Annotated in this window: 16 protein-coding genes; 13 read left to right on the top strand and 3 right to left on the bottom strand. The window is 54.1% G+C overall.

The annotated features are described in order from the left end of the window. Window positions 1–183 precede the first annotated feature (183 nt). Together NST84_RS23695 and NST84_RS23690 are read right to left on the bottom strand one after the other, a co-directional pair. A complete protein-coding gene (locus tag NST84_RS23695; protein WP_342562570.1) occupies window positions 184–1,044 on the bottom strand; it encodes an AraC family transcriptional regulator in 861 nt (286 codons plus the stop codon). A gap of 864 nt (window positions 1,045–1,908) precedes the next feature. Then, window positions 1,909–3,045 carry a glycoside hydrolase family 88 protein gene (locus NST84_RS23690; RefSeq protein WP_342562569.1) on the bottom strand — a complete coding sequence of 379 codons (1,137 nt, stop codon included), beginning with the start codon at window positions 3,043–3,045 and terminating at the stop codon, window positions 1,909–1,911. A gap of 248 nt (window positions 3,046–3,293) precedes the next feature. Between NST84_RS23690 and NST84_RS23685 the strand changes: the two genes are divergently transcribed. The 5 genes from NST84_RS23685 (at window position 3,294) to NST84_RS23665 (ending at window position 9,346) form a co-directional block, all read left to right on the top strand. Beyond that, window positions 3,294–4,670, top strand: coding sequence for a hypothetical protein (locus NST84_RS23685; RefSeq protein ID WP_342562568.1), 1,377 nt, complete (start codon window positions 3,294–3,296; stop codon window positions 4,668–4,670). A 36-nt stretch (window positions 4,671–4,706) separates the two neighbouring features. Continuing rightward, window positions 4,707–5,411: a response regulator transcription factor gene (locus NST84_RS23680; protein WP_342562567.1), complete on the top strand. Its 705-nt coding sequence runs from the start codon at window positions 4,707–4,709 to the stop codon at window positions 5,409–5,411. Beyond that, the gene (locus tag NST84_RS23675) at window positions 5,411–6,415 is read left to right on the top strand and encodes a sensor histidine kinase (protein WP_342562566.1); all 1,005 of its coding nucleotides are present in this window, start codon (window positions 5,411–5,413) and stop codon (window positions 6,413–6,415) included. Before NST84_RS23680 ends, NST84_RS23675 begins: the two co-directional genes overlap by 1 nt. Window positions 6,416–6,723: 308 nt before the next feature. Beyond that, window positions 6,724–7,491 (top strand): ABC transporter ATP-binding protein, encoded by a 768-nt coding sequence (locus tag NST84_RS23670; RefSeq protein ID WP_342562565.1) that lies wholly within the window; start codon window positions 6,724–6,726, stop codon window positions 7,489–7,491. After that, the gene (locus NST84_RS23665) at window positions 7,463–9,346 is read left to right on the top strand and encodes an ABC transporter permease (RefSeq protein ID WP_342562564.1); all 1,884 of its coding nucleotides are present in this window, start codon (window positions 7,463–7,465) and stop codon (window positions 9,344–9,346) included. The genes NST84_RS23670 and NST84_RS23665 overlap by 29 nt, the downstream gene beginning before the upstream one ends. Before the next feature lie 60 nt (window positions 9,347–9,406). Here NST84_RS23665 and fabV read toward each other — a convergent pair whose 3' ends face one another. Then, window positions 9,407–10,588 carry an enoyl-ACP reductase FabV gene (gene fabV / locus NST84_RS23660; protein ID WP_342562563.1) on the bottom strand — a complete coding sequence of 394 codons (1,182 nt, stop codon included), beginning with the start codon at window positions 10,586–10,588 and terminating at the stop codon, window positions 9,407–9,409. A 180-nt stretch (window positions 10,589–10,768) separates the two neighbouring features. Here fabV and NST84_RS23655 point away from each other — a divergent pair, with 180 nt between their 5' ends. The 8 genes from NST84_RS23655 to ruvB all read left to right on the top strand — a co-directional run bounded on the left by NST84_RS23655 (window position 10,769) and on the right by ruvB (window position 19,653). Then, a complete protein-coding gene (locus NST84_RS23655; protein WP_342562562.1) occupies window positions 10,769–11,743 on the top strand; it encodes an ornithine cyclodeaminase family protein in 975 nt (324 codons plus the stop codon). A gap of 18 nt (window positions 11,744–11,761) precedes the next feature. Then, entirely contained in the window at window positions 11,762–12,922 is a 1,161-nt protein-coding gene (locus tag NST84_RS23650; RefSeq protein WP_342562561.1) for a membrane dipeptidase, read from the top strand. A gap of 13 nt (window positions 12,923–12,935) precedes the next feature. Next, window positions 12,936–15,080, top strand: coding sequence for a CocE/NonD family hydrolase (locus NST84_RS23645; RefSeq protein WP_342562560.1), 2,145 nt, complete (start codon window positions 12,936–12,938; stop codon window positions 15,078–15,080). Then, the gene (locus NST84_RS23640) at window positions 15,020–16,216 is read left to right on the top strand and encodes a serpin family protein (protein ID WP_342566507.1); all 1,197 of its coding nucleotides are present in this window, start codon (window positions 15,020–15,022) and stop codon (window positions 16,214–16,216) included. The genes NST84_RS23645 and NST84_RS23640 overlap by 61 nt, the downstream gene beginning before the upstream one ends. Window positions 16,217–16,482: 266 nt before the next feature. Continuing rightward, window positions 16,483–17,229 (top strand): BofC C-terminal domain-containing protein, encoded by a 747-nt coding sequence (locus NST84_RS23635; RefSeq protein ID WP_342562559.1) that lies wholly within the window; start codon window positions 16,483–16,485, stop codon window positions 17,227–17,229. 242 nt (window positions 17,230–17,471) lie between these two features. Further along, window positions 17,472–17,975, top strand: a complete 504-nt coding sequence (gene ruvC, locus NST84_RS23630) for a crossover junction endodeoxyribonuclease RuvC (RefSeq protein ID WP_342562558.1) — start codon at window positions 17,472–17,474, stop codon at window positions 17,973–17,975. Further along, window positions 17,972–18,595, top strand: a complete 624-nt coding sequence (gene ruvA / locus NST84_RS23625) for a Holliday junction branch migration protein RuvA (protein ID WP_342562557.1) — start codon at window positions 17,972–17,974, stop codon at window positions 18,593–18,595. The genes ruvC and ruvA overlap by 4 nt, the downstream gene beginning before the upstream one ends. Window positions 18,596–18,645: 50 nt before the next feature. Further along, window positions 18,646–19,653 (top strand): Holliday junction branch migration DNA helicase RuvB, encoded by a 1,008-nt coding sequence (gene ruvB / locus NST84_RS23620; RefSeq protein ID WP_342562556.1) that lies wholly within the window; start codon window positions 18,646–18,648, stop codon window positions 19,651–19,653. Window positions 19,654–19,661 lie beyond the last annotated feature (8 nt).

Here is a 19,661-nt window from a genome sequence, read left to right as displayed (position 1 = left end):
AATATCAATGGAAGAGCTGACTCGGCAAAGAATCGCTCCTTACCGAATTGGAGGCGTATCACTTCCATTCAAAAAGGGGCAATTTTTGCCGGGGATTTCAGCTGGAGCATAAAAGACATTGTTGCTGCTGTGGAGAAGCTGGCTAAAGGTAGAGCTCTGATTTCCTGTCTGTGCTGTCCCGTTTCAGCGGATGCTCTTCCTGTATTTCTCCGGGGAAATTCCTTTTTGCTTTTTAAACATTTGGCTAAAATACGATGGAGAATAGCTGCCCACTTCCGCCGCAATCTCCTGGACAGACATGGGGGTGTTGGCAAGCAGAATACTGGCTTCCCTCACGCGACGCTGTATTACATATTCAGACAGGGTGATTCCGGCAAACTCCGTAAACAAATGGGAAATATGATATGGGGAAAGGTGCATCGCGGCTGCCAGTTTCTCCAGGCTAAAAGGCTCTTTATAGTGTTCGTCCAGCCATCCGGTAATTCGTGCTGCATGCGATCCTCCGCGTGTCTGTTCCATGTAATCCTCGGGCAACACACCGGACATGTTCTTTTGCAGCAGCCGGATTAACTGAAGCAGCAGAAGCCCCGTATTTTCTTCACGATCCTCACCAGAGCTGTTGTCAGCATAATGCAATTCCTCGAGTAGAGCAGCAACAGGCGTATTTTGCATCTCATATAAAACAGGCCGCTGCAGGCTCCCCTTCCACAGGCTGCGAAAAAACCTGTCCAGTAAAGGAAAGGCCGCAAGATAACGCTCCAAAAAACCGGGATCAAACGTCAGATTGGTCCGGATATACGAATGGCCCTCGGCCGCAGGAACAAGCACACGGTGCAGCTGATAGGGCTGGAACCAGACCAGCGTATGATCCCGGATCGGATACGTCTGATTCTCTGCCATAATCTCACCGCGGCCGCTATAAATGTACAACATCTCAATGCCCCTGTGCGCATGAAACCAATGAGCTTCCGCATCCTCATACTTGTACTTATACATAAACAACCCGGGCTCCAGCCCCTGCGGCAGATAATCGTCCCTGTTCATGCAGCGCTCCCTCATCAACCAATATTACTTTTAGTATAAGTAGCCGTCCGTTAAAAAGAAACCGTTTCCTCTCCGCGCTTAAGTAACTATACAACTCCAAGTAACCAGGTTAATAATTTGAGGGGAAAATCCCACAAAGTAGGCAGGTTCGGCCCATTGGCTATGGTAATAGAGGCAAAAATGCCTCTGATTCCGGCAGATGTGAGAAAATGGCCGAAATGAGAGGCAAAAGTGCCTCTGAATCCGACAGATGAGGTAGAATGGGCAAAATGAGAGGCAAAAATGCCTCTGATTCCAGCGGATGAGAGGAAAGGAGCGAAATGAGAGGCAGATATGGGGAAATATGCGAAATGAGAGGCAAAAATGCCTCTGATTCCAGCGTATGAGAGGAAAGGAGCGAAATGAGAGGCAGAAATGCCTCTGATTCCAGCGGGCGAGGGAGTATGCTGCTCCCCCAAGACTAGTTACTCTTAACTAACTATCGAGCCTACCTCTCAGCTAAACTCTGAACTTTGTCGCCCATAGCCCACACATCCATCCAAATACTACTCGCAAACGTCTCACCGCCAGGAAGGTGACAGTATACCGGAAGTATCACTCTCAACAAAGATCTCTACTCCCAGCCCTCATCATCGCCGGAAGAAGCTCTGCCCGAAGCCAGAACGTCCACGAGTGTCTTCACCCAACCACCCCAGCAAACCCCCAGCAACCACCCCAGCAAACGCCCCTAGCAAACGCCCCCAGCAAACGCCCCCAGCAACGCCCCCAGCAAACGCCCCCACCAATCCTTCCAACAGGCCATCAGTTTCTCGCTTCTCAGTCCTGTCCCTTACCGCTCTTCATCCTTTCCCACTCACCACGCCCTTACGCCTGCCGCCCGTACCAATACCCCGGAATTCCCTGCTCCAGGCGCAGCAGCGCCTCCAGGAAGAAATAGTCGCCCCAGATCATGAAATCGTCGGGAGAGGAGTTGCCTCTGACCGAGTAAGAGCCGTGGCGCAGGAAGCCTTCCTCGTCCGGGTTGCCGGCGGTGAAGTAGTTGCTGATCAGCGAATCCATCGACTGGTTCACCGCTTCGCTCAGCAGAGCGCGGTCCGGGTCGCCTTCCGGCAGGTGTTCCAGCAGCTCAAGTACGCCGCACACAAAGATGGCTGAAGCTGAGCTGTCACGCGCTGTGCCTTCCTCCTGCGGGGCATCGAAATCCCAATAGGCGACATGGTCCTCAGGGAGATGCTCAAGGAAGTAGCGGGCCAGTCTCTGCGAGGTTTCGAGGAAACGCTCCTCCCGCGTATAGCGGTAGGCCAGGGCGAAGCCGTAAACGCCCCATGCCTGGCCCCGCGTCCAGGTCGATCCGTCCCGGAAGCCCTGCGCGGTTCCGCCGCGGATGGCATTTCCGTTCTCCTGGTCAAAGTAAAAGGTATGGTAGGAGGAGTCGTCTCCGCGTACCAGGAATCGGCGGCTTTGGTCGGCTTGAAGGGTTGCACACTCAGCGTACCTGCGGTCTCCGGTCTGTTCAGCTGCCCAGTAGAGCAGCGGGAGATTCATGAGGCAGTCGATGATAATCCGCCCGCCGTTGTCGGGGTCCCCTTCCGGCCCCCAGGCCTGGAATACCTGCGGCGCAGAGCGCCAGCGCTTCATCAGCATATCGGCGGCCTGCAGCGCCAGCAGGCGGGAGGCTTCATCGTTGTCAACGATCCACCGCGCCTTGGCAGACAGCGAGTAGAGGAAGCCGATATCATGATGATCCAGCTCCTGGCCTGCTTCCATACGCTTACGGAAGGAATCCACCGACTGGATCGCTGCATAATAGAGCCCGGGATCTTTGCTGTATTCATAGCTCAGCCACAAAATACCCGACCAGAAGCCCTCCGTCCAGTTGGTCTGGTCAGTCATAAAGTATTTGCCGTCGCCCATGCTGACAATTGGAAAACGGTTACCGAAACGTTCAATGTTAAGGCGGGTGGTGGCCAGAGTCTGTTCAATTGCGGATTTCCGGTTCATGTTAAAATAACCTCCTAATATGGCTATTGTTTTAATCTCACTCTAGTCTAATAAAGTGTCGCTATATTGTTCTTAACCTCATTATAAATCTGATATAATATCGGTTTGTTGTGTAATTGATTAGGTATATTGCGGTTTGAGCATTGCCGGATTAAAGATTGTAAAGACAATCCCACGGTCTTATGGTAAAAATTACTTAGGCTGATAGAACAAATATACATATTGTTATGAACCACAAGGGGGAGCAGATGGAGAAGGTTAATCGAAGCATCTCTGTAATTTTTGCAGCCGTCATGGCAGCTGCCGGGGTGTACTGGGCAGTGCATGCTGACAGCTGGACGTTTACGGGTACGGCAGCGGCTGTGGCCTGCTACGGATTATTTATATGGATTGGCCTGCGGGCGATCCCCGCATTAACCGGGTATCTTGCAGCCGGGTGGAGTCCGCAGTATACCAGACTGGAGGACACTGCCGGTCTGCGGAGACAGGCATGGACGAAAATACTGGTCTGGCTGCTGGTTAGCCGGGTACTGCTGCTGACTGCTGCTTATGCTTTTCTTGTCCTCAAAAACGGATATACCGGAGGCCTGGCCCGGCCTTTAAATGAAGCTCTGCATATTACGGGAATCGATGCACCCTCTTATCTGGGGATTGCCGAGAACTGGTATGTGACGGAGGGAGATCCGCGGTTCCATATCGTGTTCCTGCCTTTTTTTCCAATTCTGATTAAGGTGGTTCACTTCTTTACGAATAATTATCTTGCCGCAGGCTATGCTGTAGCCAATCTCTGTACGGCGGCCTTTGCACTGGTTGCTTATGAGCTTGCTTCAATGGATATGGACAGGAAAGAGGCCCTCCGGGTGGTGAAATATATGTTTATTTTCCCCGCTGCCTTCTTCTTCCTGCTGCCGATGACCGAGTCCTTATTCCTGCTGTTATCACTGCTGTCCATTTACCTGGCCCGCCAAAAAAAGTGGCTGTTCGCCAGTCTATGCGCCGCCCTGGCCGGATTTACGCGTTCTCCGGGGGTACTGCTGGCAGTGCCGATTGCGATCGAGCTGTGGCGCGATCTTGCTGAAACGTACAAATCTGCACATAAACAAGCCTTCAAGCGCAAGCTTGCAGCTGCTGCAGGATGCCTGGCAATCGTCCCGCTTGGTCTGCTGGCCTACCTGTACATCAACTACGCAGTCTACGGGGATGCGCTGCAGTTCAGCATTTATCAGCGGGAGCACTGGTTCCAGCGGCAGTATCTGTTTTTTGATACCGTGAGGTACCAGATGGAGTACGCGGTCGGCAAGTTCAAGGAAGGGGACAGCCGCAGCTTTCTGGGGCTCTGGCTGCCGAATCTGCTCGCTATTTTTACTACACTGTATGTAATGTTCAAAAGCGCCAGGAAGCTCCATCCTTCCTATACTGCCTATATGATTGTGTATTTTGTATTCGTGACCGGTCCGACCTGGCTGCTGTCCGCGCCGCGTTATCTGGCTGCCGCTTTTCCGCTGGCCTTTGCGGTTGTACTGCTTACGAAGGATAAGGCTAAGGACAGTGCCATAACGGTATTATGTATAGCAGGAAGTCTGCTGTATCTGGCGATGTTCGTATGGGGATATCCGATTTATTGAGTTTCGCTGATTGAAACAGTTAGGAGAGCGGTGCTTATGTCCAAAATATTGATCGTGGAGGATGACATCAAAATTGCGGAGCTACTGCAGTCTGCCATTCAAAAATACGGGTACGAGGCAGTGCTGGTGCAGGACTTTCAGCTGGTGCTGGAGGAATTCAGGCAAGCACAGCCGGAGCTGGTGCTGCTTGATGTGAACCTGCCGAGCTACGACGGATACTACTGGTGCCGGCAGATCCGCCGCGTCTCCACCTGTCCGATTCTGTTTATTTCGGCCCGTGAGGGTGAAATGGACCAGATTATGGCGCTGGAGAACGGCGGTGATGATTATATTACCAAGCCGTTTCATTCCGGGGTTGTGCTGGCCAAAATCCGCAGCCATCTGCGGCGGGCTTTCGGGGAATATGCCGGAGTACGCCAGGAGACAGTGATTGAACAGGACGGGCTTATCCTGTATCCCGAAAGGCTTGAGCTGCAGCTCGGGAAAGACATCGTCAGCCTGACCCAAAAGGAAACGGATATTCTTGAGAGCCTGATGGAGCGTTACCCGCGGGTGGCCAGCAGGGAAGCGCTGCTTGAGAAGCTGTGGGACCAGCCGCAGGCCTTTATTGATGAGAATACGCTTAATGTGAACATTACCCGGGTCCGCAAAAAGCTGCAGGAGCTTGGAATCGAGGAGGCTGTGCTGACAGTCAGGGGAACGGGGTACCGGCTGAATGTTACTTGGGGAGAAGGTGTCTGATGAAGCTGTTTCTGCGTGAGCACCTGCTGCTGATTGCCGTGCAGCTAATCCAGTTCGGGGCGATTGTCTCCATCTACTGGCTGGACGGATACCGTCAGCTGCCGGTAGCCTTGTATGCTGTTTTTATAGGATTGTTCTTCCTCTCCTGTTATCTGGTTCACCACTACATGACCCGCCGCCGCTTTTATCTCCGGCTCAGCCGGCCGCTTGATTCACTGGATGAAGCCTTTCAAAAAATAGAGGAAGCCCCCGTATCCAAAGCCCTGGAAGAGCTGCTGCATTCCCACTACCGCCATACCATGCAGCAGCTTACCACAATGAAAAAACAGCAGGAGCAGCATCTGAGCTTCATCGACCAGTGGGTGCACCAGATGAAGACCCCGCTTTCGGTTATCGAGCTTACGGTCCAGAATATGGACGAGCCTGAGTTTGCCAGCATCCGGGAGGAGCTGGAGCGGATGCGCAGCGGTCTGCATACGGTGCTGTACATGGCCAGGCTGCGGGCGTTCGAGAAGGATTTTAATATCAGACAGGTGGTTCTGCCGCAGCTGATCCATGAGGTTCTGCATGAGCATAAACGCCAGTTTATCCGCAACCGGATCTATCCGGCGGTGGAAGCCGCTGATCCGGGCATTTCCGTCCAGACGGACGAGAAATGGCTGTTTTTCATGCTGTCCCAGATTATTAACAATGCGATCAAATACACTGCGGTTAAAGCTTCCGGCGAGAAAAAAATCATGGTTTCCTGTTATTTGCGGAACAGTGAGGCTGTTATAGAGGTCAGGGATGAGGGGATCGGCATTCAGGCGTCCGACCTTAAGCGGGTGTTTGATCCCTTTTTCACCGGTGAGAACGGACGCGGGCTGCGTGAATCCACAGGGGTGGGGTTGTATGTGACCAAAGAATCTGCCGACCGGCTCGGGCATGGGATTGAACTGGAGTCAGAGGCTGGAGCGGGGACAGTGGTCCGGCTTATCTTCGCTGTCCAGGCTTATATAAATTGAACTAAACATTCAAATAAGGGAAAAGTGGCGGATGGAATTTTGGAACTGGAAGAGCGGAGCGTCCGCCTTTATGTTTGGATTTCTACCCTAGCCAGCGGTCATAATCAGGAAATACAAACATAACAGCGGCTGGAAGTCCAAACATTCCTGGAGTCACGGTCTATCCCAAATTTAAATAATCATCAGTTCCATTTATATAGCTTACATGCTTGTAAGAAAAGTGAAACCTTATTCGATAGCGACTCTTCCGTCAGCCCTGTATATTGGGTACAGAACCAGCCGGCTATAGAGAGGAGACAAGAGCAAAGATGCTGCAGGTAAAACAGGTCAATAAAATATATGAAGGGAACATCGCTTACCGGGCGCTGACAGACATTGATCTGACAGTGGAAGAGGGAGAATTCATCGGGATCATGGGGCCGTCGGGAAGCGGAAAAACGACACTCCTGAACCTGATCGCCACCGTCGACAGCCCGACTACAGGAGAGATTCTGATCGACGGCAGGAGCATAGGCACTATGGGCAAAAATGAGCTGGCCGTCTTCCGCCGCCGTCAGCTAGGCTTCGTCTTCCAGGATTTCAATCTGCTGAACACGCTGACTGTGGAGGAGAACATGGTGCTGCCGCTGACGCTGGACGGAGCCCCGGTCCGTGAAATGAAGGAGAAGGCGCAGCGGATCGCGGACAAGCTGGGCATAGCCTCTATTCTAAAAAAGCGGACTTATGAAATCTCGGGAGGCCAGTCCCAGCGGACAGCCATTGCCAGAGCGATGATTCATTCGCCCAAGCTGCTGCTGGCAGATGAGCCTACCGGCAATCTGGATTCCAAAGCGGCCAAGGATGTTATGGATATGCTGGTGACGATCAACCAGGAGCACAAAACGACGATGCTGCTCGTTACCCATGACGCTGTGGCCGCCAGCTACTGCCATCGCGTGGTGTTTATCAAGGACGGCCGGTTCTATACCGAAATTCACCGCGGCGACAACCGCCAGAGCTTTTTCCAGAAAATCATCGATACACTTTCGCTGCTGGGGGGATACGGCAATGACATTCCGTCAATTCGCATTCCGTAATGTCACCCGTAACAAAAGGCTGTACACCGCTTATTTTCTCAGCAGCATGTTTATGGTTATGGTGTTCTTTACGTTCTCGATTTTTGCCTCACATCCGCAGCTCAGTGCCGACAGGCTGAACTCAAGCACCGTAGTTGCGCTGACGGTCTCGAAATGGATCATCTACGTATTCTCCTTTTTCTTTGTGCTGTATTCAATGAGCGCCTTCCTGCAGTCACGCAAAAAGGAATTCGGCCTCATGATTCTGCAGGGCATGACGACCGGTCAGCTGCGTAAGATGATTTTTATGGAAAATATGCTGATCGGCTTCAGCGCCACCGCCTTTGGTCTCGGCCTCGGACTGGTGTTCGCGAAGGGGATTTTGCTGGCAGGGGAAAATGTGATTGCGCTCAACGAGCGGCTGGATTTTTATTTTCCGCTGCAGGCGATTGTGCTTACCCTGGTCTCCTTTCTGCTGCTGTTCATGCTGATCTCCCTGTTTATTTCGGCGGTGCTGCGCAGCGGCGAGCTGATTACTCTGATTAAATCTGACCGTCAGCCGAAAAAAGAGCCGAAGGCCTCGCTGCTGCTGTCCCTGCTTGTCGTAGCCCTAATCGGGATCAGCTACTTCCTGTCGCTGCGGGCGGAAGGGCTGGAAGCCGTATTCCTGCTCCTGCCTGTGGTGATTATGATTACTGTAGCAACCTATCTGCTGTTCACCCAGCTCAGCGTTTATATCATCCGGAGGCTGAAGAGCCGGGAACGTTTCTTCTGGTTTAGAACGAATATGCTGCTGTTCTCCGACCTGTCTTACCGGATGAAGGATAATGCGCGCACTTTTTTTCTGGTGGCGATTATTTCGACCGTCTCCTTCTGCGCCATTGGTGCCCTGTACGGCTTCCAGTCGATGCTGTACGGCGGGATCCCCAAGCATAATCCTTATTTGTTCACTTATGTGGCCAAGGAAGGCGACAGTAAGGAGCAGGCACATCTGCAGCTGATCAATCAGCAGCTCAGTGAATCGGGGCTCAGGACTGAGCCGGCTGAGCTAACGCTTAGTTACTACCCGCTTGCCGCAGGGGACGAAACGCTGCTGCTGGTGAAGCAAAGTCAATATAACCATATTGCGGAGCTGATGGAGCTTGAAACAATAGAACTGAAGGAAGGGCAGGCGGTGGCTGTTGATTTCGGGCTGTCCCGCAACGGAGAAGGCATGCTGAATCAGGCTATGCAGCTGCAGACTGGAACCGTTGTAGAAGCGGACCGGGCCATTCTTTCTCCGGTAATCAGTGTGGTCAGCCATTATTTGATTGTCCCGGACGGGCTGATAGCAAGCCTCGGCAATCCGTCCAGCGTGGAACACTGCCACACCTGGCACGGACGGGCTGGTCAAAAGGGAGCAGAGGCTGCCGGGGGACAACTGCTGAACAAGCTGCCTTATGCTGAAGCTTATCAGTTCGAAGCCTTAGATTATCAGATGAACTTGACGGTTAAAAACTTCGGTCCAATGATGTTCGTCGGTTTCTTTGTCGGCATTGTGTTCTTTGTATCGGCGGGCAGCTTTCTGTATTTCCGGCTGTACAGCGATCTGGATGAGGATAAGCACAAATTCAAAGCGATATCCAAGCTGGGCCTCAGCGAAAAGGAGCTGGGCCGGATCTTGAACCGCCAGATCAGCCTGTTGTTTTTTGCACCTATTATTGTTGCGCTGGTGCATGGGGCTGTGGCGCTTACGACCCTGTCGCACATGTTCCAGTATTCATTGCTTAAAGAATCCGCGGTTGTGCTGAGCCTGTTCTTTATCATTCAGCTGGTTTATTTCTTGATAGTGAGACTGTTTTATACAAGACAGGTAAGACTGGCATTGAGTCAGTAGATTCATATAAAAAGAGGCCGTATCCCGGTATGGGAGCGGCCTCTTTGCTGTTCTTGGATATTACACCAGGTTCGGGATGTCTACCGCCGGATCGGTGTCGGTTTCATAATCCACACCTGCTGTGCGGAAGCCGAACAGGTTGAAGAAATCATCCTGGTAGCCTGGAAGATCCGCCAGATCAGGTACATTGGCTGTCTCAATTTCGCTCCAGCGCTTCATGACCTCAGCCTGAACGTCCTCACGCATTTCCCAGTCGTCTATGCGGATCAGGTGGCTGTTGCCGGCTTCGCTGTTATACAGATGCTCGGCGAATAGGCGGTACATTTGCTGGATGCAGTTTTCATGCAGCTCTTTGTCTTTCATGACTCTGTATAGGGCAGAAATGTACAGCGGCACAACCGGAATAGCCGAGCTGGATTGGGTTACAAGCGCCTTGTTAACCGAGACAAAAGCCCGTCCGTTCGAAGCGCTCAGCTTCTCGTTCAGTGCGATTGCTGTTTTCTCCAGGTCATTTTTAGCCTGGCCGATTGTTCCGTCCTTATAAATCGGGTGAGTAACCTCAGGTCCGATGTAGGAGTAGGCTACCGTTGTTGCCCCGTCAGCAAGCGCGCCTGCTGCCTGAAGCTGGTCGATCCACATGCCCCAGTCCTCGCCGCCCATAACGGCAATCGTCTGACGCACTTCATCGTCCGTTGCAGGCTCGATGGTTACGTTCGTTACTTCGCCGGAATGGAAGTTCATTGTTTTGTTGGTATAAGCGTTGCCGACCGGCTTGATAACGGAAGAGAAAACCTCGCCGGTAACCGGATGTGTGCGGCGCGGGGAGGCCACGCTGTAGACAACCAGATCAACGGTGCCGAATTCGGCTTTGATCAGGTCAATGGTCTTGGTCTTGATGCTGTCAGAGAAAGCGTCGCCGACGATGCTGAATGACTTCAGGCCCTGCTCGGCAGCAGCCTTCTCCAGCGCAGCGGAGTTATACCAGCCTGCGGAAGCAGTCCGTGCACCTTCAGCGGGCTTGTCGAAGAAGACGCCGATCGTATTCGCTCCGGCACCAAAGGCAGCGGTAATGCGCGAAGCCAGTCCATATCCGGTGGAGGCTCCGACAACGAGAACATTAACGGGGCCGCTCAGTTTTTTGTGTGCTTTTACATAGTCGATCTGCTGCTGTACCTGCCGGGCACAGCCTTCGGGATGTGCCGTGGTGCAGATGAAGCCGCGTGTTTTAGGCTGGATGATCATATAGGAAATCCCCTTTGTTTTCAATTTTAACTTTAGAGCCGCTGTTATAGAGTATAGCAAATGATGGCTCAGAAAGATAAGCCCCCCGGTTATTTCACTTCAGCTATTTCGCAAACAGCCCCGATGGCGCTATGATAAACAGAAGAAAAATAAAGCTGACAAGACTGGAGGCCGTACATCATGCTGGTGATTAACGGAAGAGAAACAGCGGAGATTCTATCGATGAAGGCCTGCATCGGTGTCATGCAGGATGTGCTGGCAGCACTGTCGGCGGGGGATGCGGTCCAGAGCCTGCGGCAGGTGATGCCGCTCGCGGACGGGAATCTGTTCGGGCTGATGCCGGCTTATCTTCGGCAGGAAGCGTCGGCGGGAGCCAAGCTCATCAGCGTGTTTCCGCATAACCATGATAGAGGATTACCTTCCCATCAGGGGGCAGTTGCCCTGTTCGATGCAGAGACCGGCCGGCTGAACGCCATCGTGGACGGCCGGCAGATCACGGCCATCCGCACAGCGGCGGTCAGTGCGGTGGCAACCAGGCTGCTGGCCCGGGAAGATGCTGGCGTGCTGGCGATCCTCGGCACCGGCGAGCAGGCGGCCAGCCATCTGGAGGCGATGCTGCTGGTACGCAGCATCCGTGAAGTCCGCGTCTGGGGGAGAACGCCGGACAAGGCGCAGCGTTTTGCCGAGACGATGGCCGTCAGATACGGCATAGGAATTACGGCAGCGGCTACCGTGCACGAGGCGGTTCAGGATGCCGACATTATCTGTACCGTGACGGCCTCTGGCGTGCCGGTACTGAATGGCGAATGGGTCCCGGAGGGAGCCCATATCAATGCCGTCGGCGCCTGCCGGCCGCATGAGCGGGAGCTGGACTCAGCGCTGGTGGCAGCGTCCAGGCTCTATGTGGACCGGCTGGAATCCGCAGTCCACGAGGCAGGGGACTACCTCATTCCGCTGGCTGAGGGCGTCATAGCCGAAGGCCATATCGCCGGGGAGCTCGGCGGGCTGCTTTTACAGCAAATGGAAGGCAGGACAAGCCCTAAGGAAATCACTTTGTTCAAGGGCCTGGGCCTGGCGATTGAGGATTTGGCAGCGGCGCACTATATTTACAATCAGGCCGTGCTTTTGCATAAGGGTGTTGAGGTTGAGATGTAATCTGAGGAGGTTAGACAGATGAGCTTACAGGCAGGATTGTATGATTTTAAATTAACGGAGGAGCAGGAGCTCCGCGCACAGCGGCTGCATGAGCAGAATATCAATATTGATCTGCTGTTCCAGGGGCCGTTGTCACCAAGCGCTATCCCTGCTGCTGTATCGGAGAGAATCAGAGAGCTCAGCGAGCCGTACATGGAGGAGCCGATGCTCTACAGCTCTATGCCGGCCAAATGGGTAACCAAGCTGGCTGCCGGCGGTGACATTCCCCAGTATAAAGAGGAATGGTTCCAGTCCGGCATTACGGCCGGTAACCGGGAGCTGCATCTGAACGATATGGAAAGCCTGATCACAAGCATGGGCGAGGTGCAGCTGCAGTTTGATGCCAATGCCTGGCTGACCAAGGCGCTGACCGCCGGCGATATCCGCAGCGCGAAGCAGTCGGGCAAGGTGGCTGGCATTGTGACAGCGCAGGAGACGGATGCTCTCGGTACGAATCTGGAGCTGCTGGAGGTGCTGCATCAATTCGGTCTGCGTATTCTGCAGCTGACCTACAACAAGCAGAATCTGATCGGCTCCGGCTGTGCAGAGCAGGGGGGCGGCGGGCTGTCGAATTTCGGGGTCCGGTTCGTGCAGCGGATGAACGAGCTTGGCATCATTGTCGATACCGGACACTGCGGCAAACAAACGACCTTGGATGCCTGCAAGTTCTCAAGCACACCGGTCATCGCCTCACACACCGGAGTAGAAGCGATTTACCCGCATATGCGCTGTAAAAGCGACGAGGAGATTCTCGCCATTGCCGGTACCGGCGGCGTCATCGGGATTTTTGCCATGCCGTGGTTTGTCCATGAAGACCCTGACCACACGACGATCGACCATGTGCTGGATCATATGGAGTACGTAATCCGTCTGGTTGGCGTGGATCATGTGGGCATTGGTACAGACTGGCCGATGAGCGATCTCGACTGGTCGCTGGTTTATTTTAAAGAGAATATTGCTCCCAAACTTGGCTTTGCCCCAGGGGACGGGCCTTCGACCGAAACGGTGGCAGGACTTGAGAAATACAGCTACTTTATCAACTTCACCAGAGGTCTGGTGGCGCGGGGCTATACGGATGAAGACATTGCGAAGATTATGGGCGGCAACTGGCTCCGGGTATTTGAACAAATCTGCGGATAGGGGATATGCACCGATGACTACTTATTTACATACAACAGACTTTCATTTCTACTGCTCCGGGATTTATAGCGGCAAGATTCATTTTACGGAAAAAGCAATCATGCACGCCAAGGTGGACGTCCGCCGCCGCACTCAAATGCAGGATAATGTGCTCGATCCGAACGCGAAATATGTGCTTCCTTTTGCCAAAATCGCCCGCCAGCTCGCTTCCTACGAAGCCGCAGACTGGACAGGAGACAAGGTTGTACTGGACACTGGCGAGGTATACCACAAGCATATTCAATATGAGGCGGAAATCGGCGGAAGGCTGCAGGCTTCTCAGGTCTGGGCCCTGCGGGGCGATACGGCGCTGGATGTGGTGACGCTGGACGGGAAGGTCATTGCTTTTCTAACCCCTAACCGCTACGGGATTGAGCTGATCGTCAAGGCAGGCTATGAAAAACTGACTCCGCTGACGGTCTATGATGAGCCGCTTTTATCCAAGCCGGAGTATGGCGTTAATGACCTCGGAACGTTCCTGATTCCTATGCGTGACGGCATCAAGCTGGCAACCGATGTGTTTCTGCCGGAGGGCATTCAGCCGGGGACGAAGCTGCCGGCGATTCTTGTGCGCACCTGTTATGACCGCAACGGGAAAAAAGAGATTTTTATGCGCTGGGCGAACAAAGGCTACGCCGTAGTCTCCCAGGATGTGCGGGGCCGGGCGGATTCGGAGGGTGAGCTGATTCCCTTTTATAATGAACGGGATGACGGCTATGATACGATTGACTGGATTATTGCCCAGGACTGGTCGGACGGCAAAGTCGGCATGTGGGGCGCCTCCTATCTCGGTTATGTCGTTGTGGCAGCGGCAACCAGCGGGCATCCGAACCTCAAGGCGGTTGTGGATGAAGTGAATGTCGGCTCACCGTTTATCGATACCGCACGCAAAGGCGGGACGCTGTGCTCCTGGCCGCTGCTGTCGTGGACTTTGGCGCAGTCGGTGGGGACGCGGACGGATTTTGATATTTTTGGCGGGATCACGGTAAGTCCGGAAGCGGCGGTGGATGCAAGGCCGGTCCGGGACATTCCGCAGCAGATGATCGGGAAGACCTCAGGACCGTGGGAGCTGTGGAGCCAGCATCCGGAATACGATGACTTCTGGCGTAACTGCACCTTCACCGAGCTGGGCCATCAGGTCAAGGTTCCGATGTATGTGATTTCCGGCTGGTATGACGGCGACAGTCCCGGTGTATCAGAGACCTGGCGGATGCTGACTGAGCATGATGTGCCGAACCGCAAAATCCGCTTGGGCGCCTGGGAGCACGGGCCGAACCGGGCCAGGGACCTGCAGGGGGCTGCTTTTGGCGAGGATGCGGTTGTCTACGATTATGATGTCTCGGTGCTGCGCTGGTTCGACCGTTTCCTGAAGGAGATTCCAAACGGCATCGATGAGGAGCCGCGGGCTTCCTATTATGTAGTCGGTGAAAACCGCTGGAGAACCTCTGAAGACTGGACGCCTGCCGAAGCGGTGGTTACGCCGTTCTACCTCGCCGGGGAGGGCCGGGCGAATTCATCGCTGGGCGACGGCAGGCTGGTGTCTGCACCGCAAGCGGACTCCGCCCCGGATACGTTTATCTATAATCCGGCAGATCCTGTCGCGGACAGCGGGGAACGGGAGCCGGAAAATATGCGCAAGCATGAGCTTCGCAGCGACATTGTGGCATACACCAGCGAACCCCTGGCGGAGAACCTGACGGTTGCCGGGGAGCTGTCCTGCGTCCTGTATGCGGCGAGCACGGGCCTTGATACCGACTGGGTTGTGACGCTCAGCGATGTGCATGAGAACGGCGATTCGATCCGGCTGTCCAACTATATTGTGCGGGCCAAGTACCGTCACGGGCTGGATAACCCGCAGCTGCTGGTGCCGGGCCAGGTGGAGAAGTATGATATTTTCCTGCAAAATATCGCCCATACCTTCGCTGCCGGACACCGCATCCGGTTCACGGTTACCTCGTCCAGCAAATTCGTCGCGTTTCCGAATACGAATACCGGCAGTGATCCGTATGAGGATACTGAGGCGGTAATTGTTAAGCAGACGATTTGCCATGATACGGAATATCCAAGTCATGTTCTGCTGCCGGTGATACCGAATGCTTCAATGAACGGGCAGAGGTAGCCGCTAAGCTGGATGCCCGGCTTGCCAGGCAGAGCAATGAGCTTGGCCTACGGCTGCTTGGCAAGCTGAGGGAGCAGGGCAGGGCTGAAGGAAATCTGACAATTTCGCCCTACAGTATTTCAGCTGCGCTGGCGCTTGCTTACAATGGCAGCAGCGGTGAGACGGCAGCGGAGCTTGGCGGGCTGCTGGGCTATGCTCCTGGAGAGCTGGAGCAGCTGAATGCCGGAAACAAGGCATTGCTGCCGCTGCTGAATGATGCCGGACCCGGCATCCGGCTAGAGCTGGCCAATTCGGTGTGGGTAGAGAACGGCATAAAGCTGCGCAAGAATTATCTGAAAGCAGCCGAAACCAGCTATGAGGCGCAGGTTCGCACAACAGACCTGTCTGCGGAGAAGACCGTAGCCAAGGTGAACCAGTGGGTTGCAGAGCATACGGCTGGCAAAATAGACAGGATGCTTGAACAGCCGCCCGGAGGTAATACGGTGGCGCTGCTGGTCAACGCCTTGTATTTTAAAGGAGCATGGCAAGAGAAGTTTCCTATAGAGCGCTCTGAGCCTGCAGCATTTTACACGGGTAATGATACCACTGCAGAAGTGATGATGATGAAGCAAACCGGCAACTTTTCTTATGCAGAGACTGAGTACTGGCAGGGTGTACGTCTGCCTTACGGGGAAGGCCAGATGGATATGCTGGTCATTCTGCCGTCTGAACAGTCGTCTGTGGATCAGGTGCTTCAGGACGGGTTGCCTGCGGCAGATCCGTTTTCCGAGAGGTTCGGAACCGTCGGTCTTCCGCGGTTCACTGCCGAATATGGCGCTGATGTGAAGGAGGCTGTACAGGCACTGGGTGTTAAGATTCCTTTTGACCCTGCCCAGGCCGATTTCTCGGCGCTTGCAGATACTGATATGCCCATTTTCATCGGCTCGATTATTCATAAGACGTATATCGAGGTAAATGAAACCGGAACGGAAGCTGCTGCCTCAACGCTCGTTGCAATGGATGCCGGAGCGGCTCCCGCTGCGGACTTACCCTTTGAACTGACTGCCGACCGGCCGTTTATCTTCATTATTGAGGACAGGCAGACGGGGGTATGGCTGTTCCTCGGGACAATCAGCAATCCGCTGCCGGGAATCTAATTGGAAAAACCAGAATTTACTGGAATTAAGTGGCGAAAATCCAACTAAGTATAGCACCGCGAACAGCGGGTATGATCAAGAATCTGCAGAAGGGCAGCGGCTGGAAGTCCAAACCTTCTCTGGAGTCACATGCAATCCCAAAACAGCAATATCATTAGTTTAATCTGTATAGCAACATTTTTCCGCAAAAGGCGCATAATCCCTCCCTCTCCAGGCCACAATAGCCAAAACAGCAGAATGAAGGGATTACAGTGAACGCTTTTCGCTTGAAAAAACAACTGTGGCGGCGGTGGAGACGGTGGAAAAATGCCCCTTGGGTTGGAGCGGCCTGTATCGTATTAACGGTGCTCGCCTGGCGGGGGATGCAGGTTCCGCAGCAGCTGGGCCGGCTGCTCAGCACGGCTGAATGGAATATGCCGGAAGCGGCAGGTACATTCTATGATCCGCTGCCGGGCGGAAACCAGGATAACAGTGTAGCGGCTCTGGCAGCTGTTCATCATAATACCGGAGAAGACGGCAGTATTACGCTGGAACGTGCTAAATTATTGGAGACGGTAAACACTGAGGGAATTAGCCGTTCCGTTCATCTCAAAACGGTTTACGTGACCGGTGAGGAGATTCAGACATTATCGGGGCTGCAAAGCCCTGCCCGGCAGAAAGCGCTGATCAAAGACCGCCCGGGCTGGAGCGGGTGGATCAGCGGTGAGGGCGACCTCTGGCTGGAGAAGCGGGTAAATGACCTGTCACCGCTGACCAAGCAGAATGCCTACATCGGAGTCGATGAAGAGGGCAATCTGAGCCTGTTCAAAGGCCGGCCGGAAGGGGAAGAGGTGCTGAAGACCTTTTTTCAGATGGATATGGGCTCGATGAAATCCTCACTTCCCGAAGAGGTGTGGAAGCAACTGCATGAAGGGATACGCGTGCAGGATATCGAGGAGTACAACAGTGTGCTTTCGACCTTCAGCGACTACGCGCGGGACTCGGCAGAACAGGTAATGCAAAGGGAAAAATAAATAGCTGGTAAGAAGCTGTCCTGAGCCATGAATAATGGCCGGGGCGGCTTTTTTTTGTTTATGCGGAAGAAATCAGGCGCTGCGTGGGACTAAAGTTTCTTTTCTGCACACAGGTTAAACTTTTTGCTCCGGCACTAGTGTTTTTTGCTATAATGGTTAGAAGGAATACATATGTTCGCTTTAACGGCGGACAATGGATGCAGTATAGGGAAATCCTTCCTGAAGCAGAGGAGAGAGCGGATTTGCGTATTTTGGGAATTGACCCGGGGCTGGCGATTGTCGGCTTCGGTTTTGTTGATAAGGAAGGAAATAAACTGACACCGGTCCAGTATGGCTCCATTCAGACGGAGGCGCATACGCCGGAGGAAGAACGGCTCCTGCATGTTTATGAGGGGATGGTTCAGCTGATTGAACGGTATAAGCCGGATGCGGTTGCGATTGAAAAGCTGTTTTTTGCCCGTAATGTAACCACTGCACTCCCGGTGGCACAGGCCCGCGGCGTGCTGATTCTGGCAGCTGTACAGAAGGGGCTTCCGGTCTCCGAATATACGCCGATGATGGTGAAGCAGGCGGTTGTCGGATACGGCAAGGCCGAGAAGAAGCAGGTCCAGGAAATGGTGAAGCTGCTGCTGAAGCTGTCCGCAGTCCCGAAGCCGGATGATGTGGCGGATGCGCTGGCGGTAGCCGTGTGTCATGCCCATTCTGTGAGTCTTAATTCCAAATTAAATGAGGTATTGCGAAAATGATAGATTTTTTAAGAGGACCCGTCGTTTATCTGGAATCCGAATATATTGTGCTGGATATCCAGGGAGTCGGATACCGGGTGTTCTGCCCGAACCCTTATGCTTTTGCCAAGACCGAAGGGCCTGTAATGGTCTACATCCATTATCAGACACGTGAAGACGCCACGCTGCTGTTCGGCTTCCCGACCCGGGAGGAGCAGAAGCTGTTCCGCAAGCTGATTGAGGTGTCCGGCATCGGACCGCGGGTGGCGCTCGGCATTCTGACCGGCGGAACGCCGGACCAGCTGATCTCGGCCATCTACCAGGAGAACATCACGTTCCTGACCAAGCTGCCGGGCATCGGCAAAAAGACCGCCCAGCGGATGGTCCTCGACCTGCGCGACAAGCTGGACGGACTGAGCTCCGTGCCAATCCAGACCGGATTGTTCGCTGTAGCGGCTGAAGCGGATGCGAAGGCTGCCGCCCTGCCTTGGGAAGAAGCGCGGGATGCACTGAAGGCCCTGGGTTATACAGAAGCAGAGCTTGACCGTGTGTGGCTGACAATGAAGAAGGAAGGCACGGATACGGGGACTGTCGATGTGCTGATGAAGAAGGCGCTGGGGCTGCTGTATATAGCCAAATAGGCGGCTGCTTTGAAGCGTGGGAACAGTGTTGAAGAACGGAGTGAGAAATAATGGACGACCGGATTATATCAGCCAATCTGATGATGGACGAGCAGGCGGTGGAATTCAGCCTGCGTCCGCGTTATCTGGGCGAATATATCGGACAGAATCAGGTGAAGGAAAACCTTAAAATATATATTGAAGCCGCCAAAATGCGCAGCGAAGCGCTGGATCACGTACTGCTGTACGGCCCGCCGGGACTCGGCAAAACGACGCTGGCGAACATTATCGCCAATGAGCTCGGCGTGAATCTGCGGACCACCTCCGGCCCGGCGATTGAACGGCCCGGTGACCTGGCGGCCCTGCTGACTAATCTGCAGGAGGGCGATGTGCTGTTCATCGACGAGATTCACCGGCTCCACCGTACGGTGGAGGAGGTCATGTATCCGGCGATGGAGGATTTTGCCCTTGATATTATGATCGGCAAAGGGCCGAGCGCCCGTTCTGTCCGGCTGGATTTGCCGCCGTTTACGCTGATCGGGGCGACGACCCGCGCAGGGCTGCTGTCTGCGCCGCTGCGCGACCGTTTCGGTGTGGTCAGCCGGCTGGAGTACTATACGATTGATGAGCTTAGCTTCATAGTCTCACGCAGTTCCGAAATGCTCGGCATTGAGATTATCGGTGATGCGGCAGAGGCGGTTGCCCTGCGTTCACGGGGGACACCGCGGATTGCCAACCGCCTGCTGAAGCGGGTCCGTGACTTCGCTCAGGTACGGGGCGACGGGATTATCACCCCGGATATCGCTGCCGAGTCGCTGAAGATGCTGCAGGTTGACCCGCGCGGTCTGGACAGCATTGACCACAAGATGCTTAACGCGATGATTACCTCCTTCCGCGGCGGGCCTGTCGGGCTGGATACGATTGCCGCTACAATAGGCGAGGAGAGTCAGACCATTGAAGATGTATATGAACCTTATCTGCTGCAGATCGGTTTTTTGCAGCGGACGCCAAGAGGCAGAATTGTAACACCTGCCGCCTATCATCATCTGGGGCTGCCGCTTCCGCCGCAGCAGCATTAAGAACTCAA

The organism is Paenibacillus sp. FSL R7-0345 (genome assembly GCF_038595055.1).
Taxonomy (GTDB): Bacteria; Bacillota; Bacilli; order Paenibacillales; family Paenibacillaceae; genus Paenibacillus_AQ.
The sequence above is the reverse complement of the archived record's forward strand: the minus strand, read 5'-3'. Positions and strand labels throughout refer to the sequence as shown.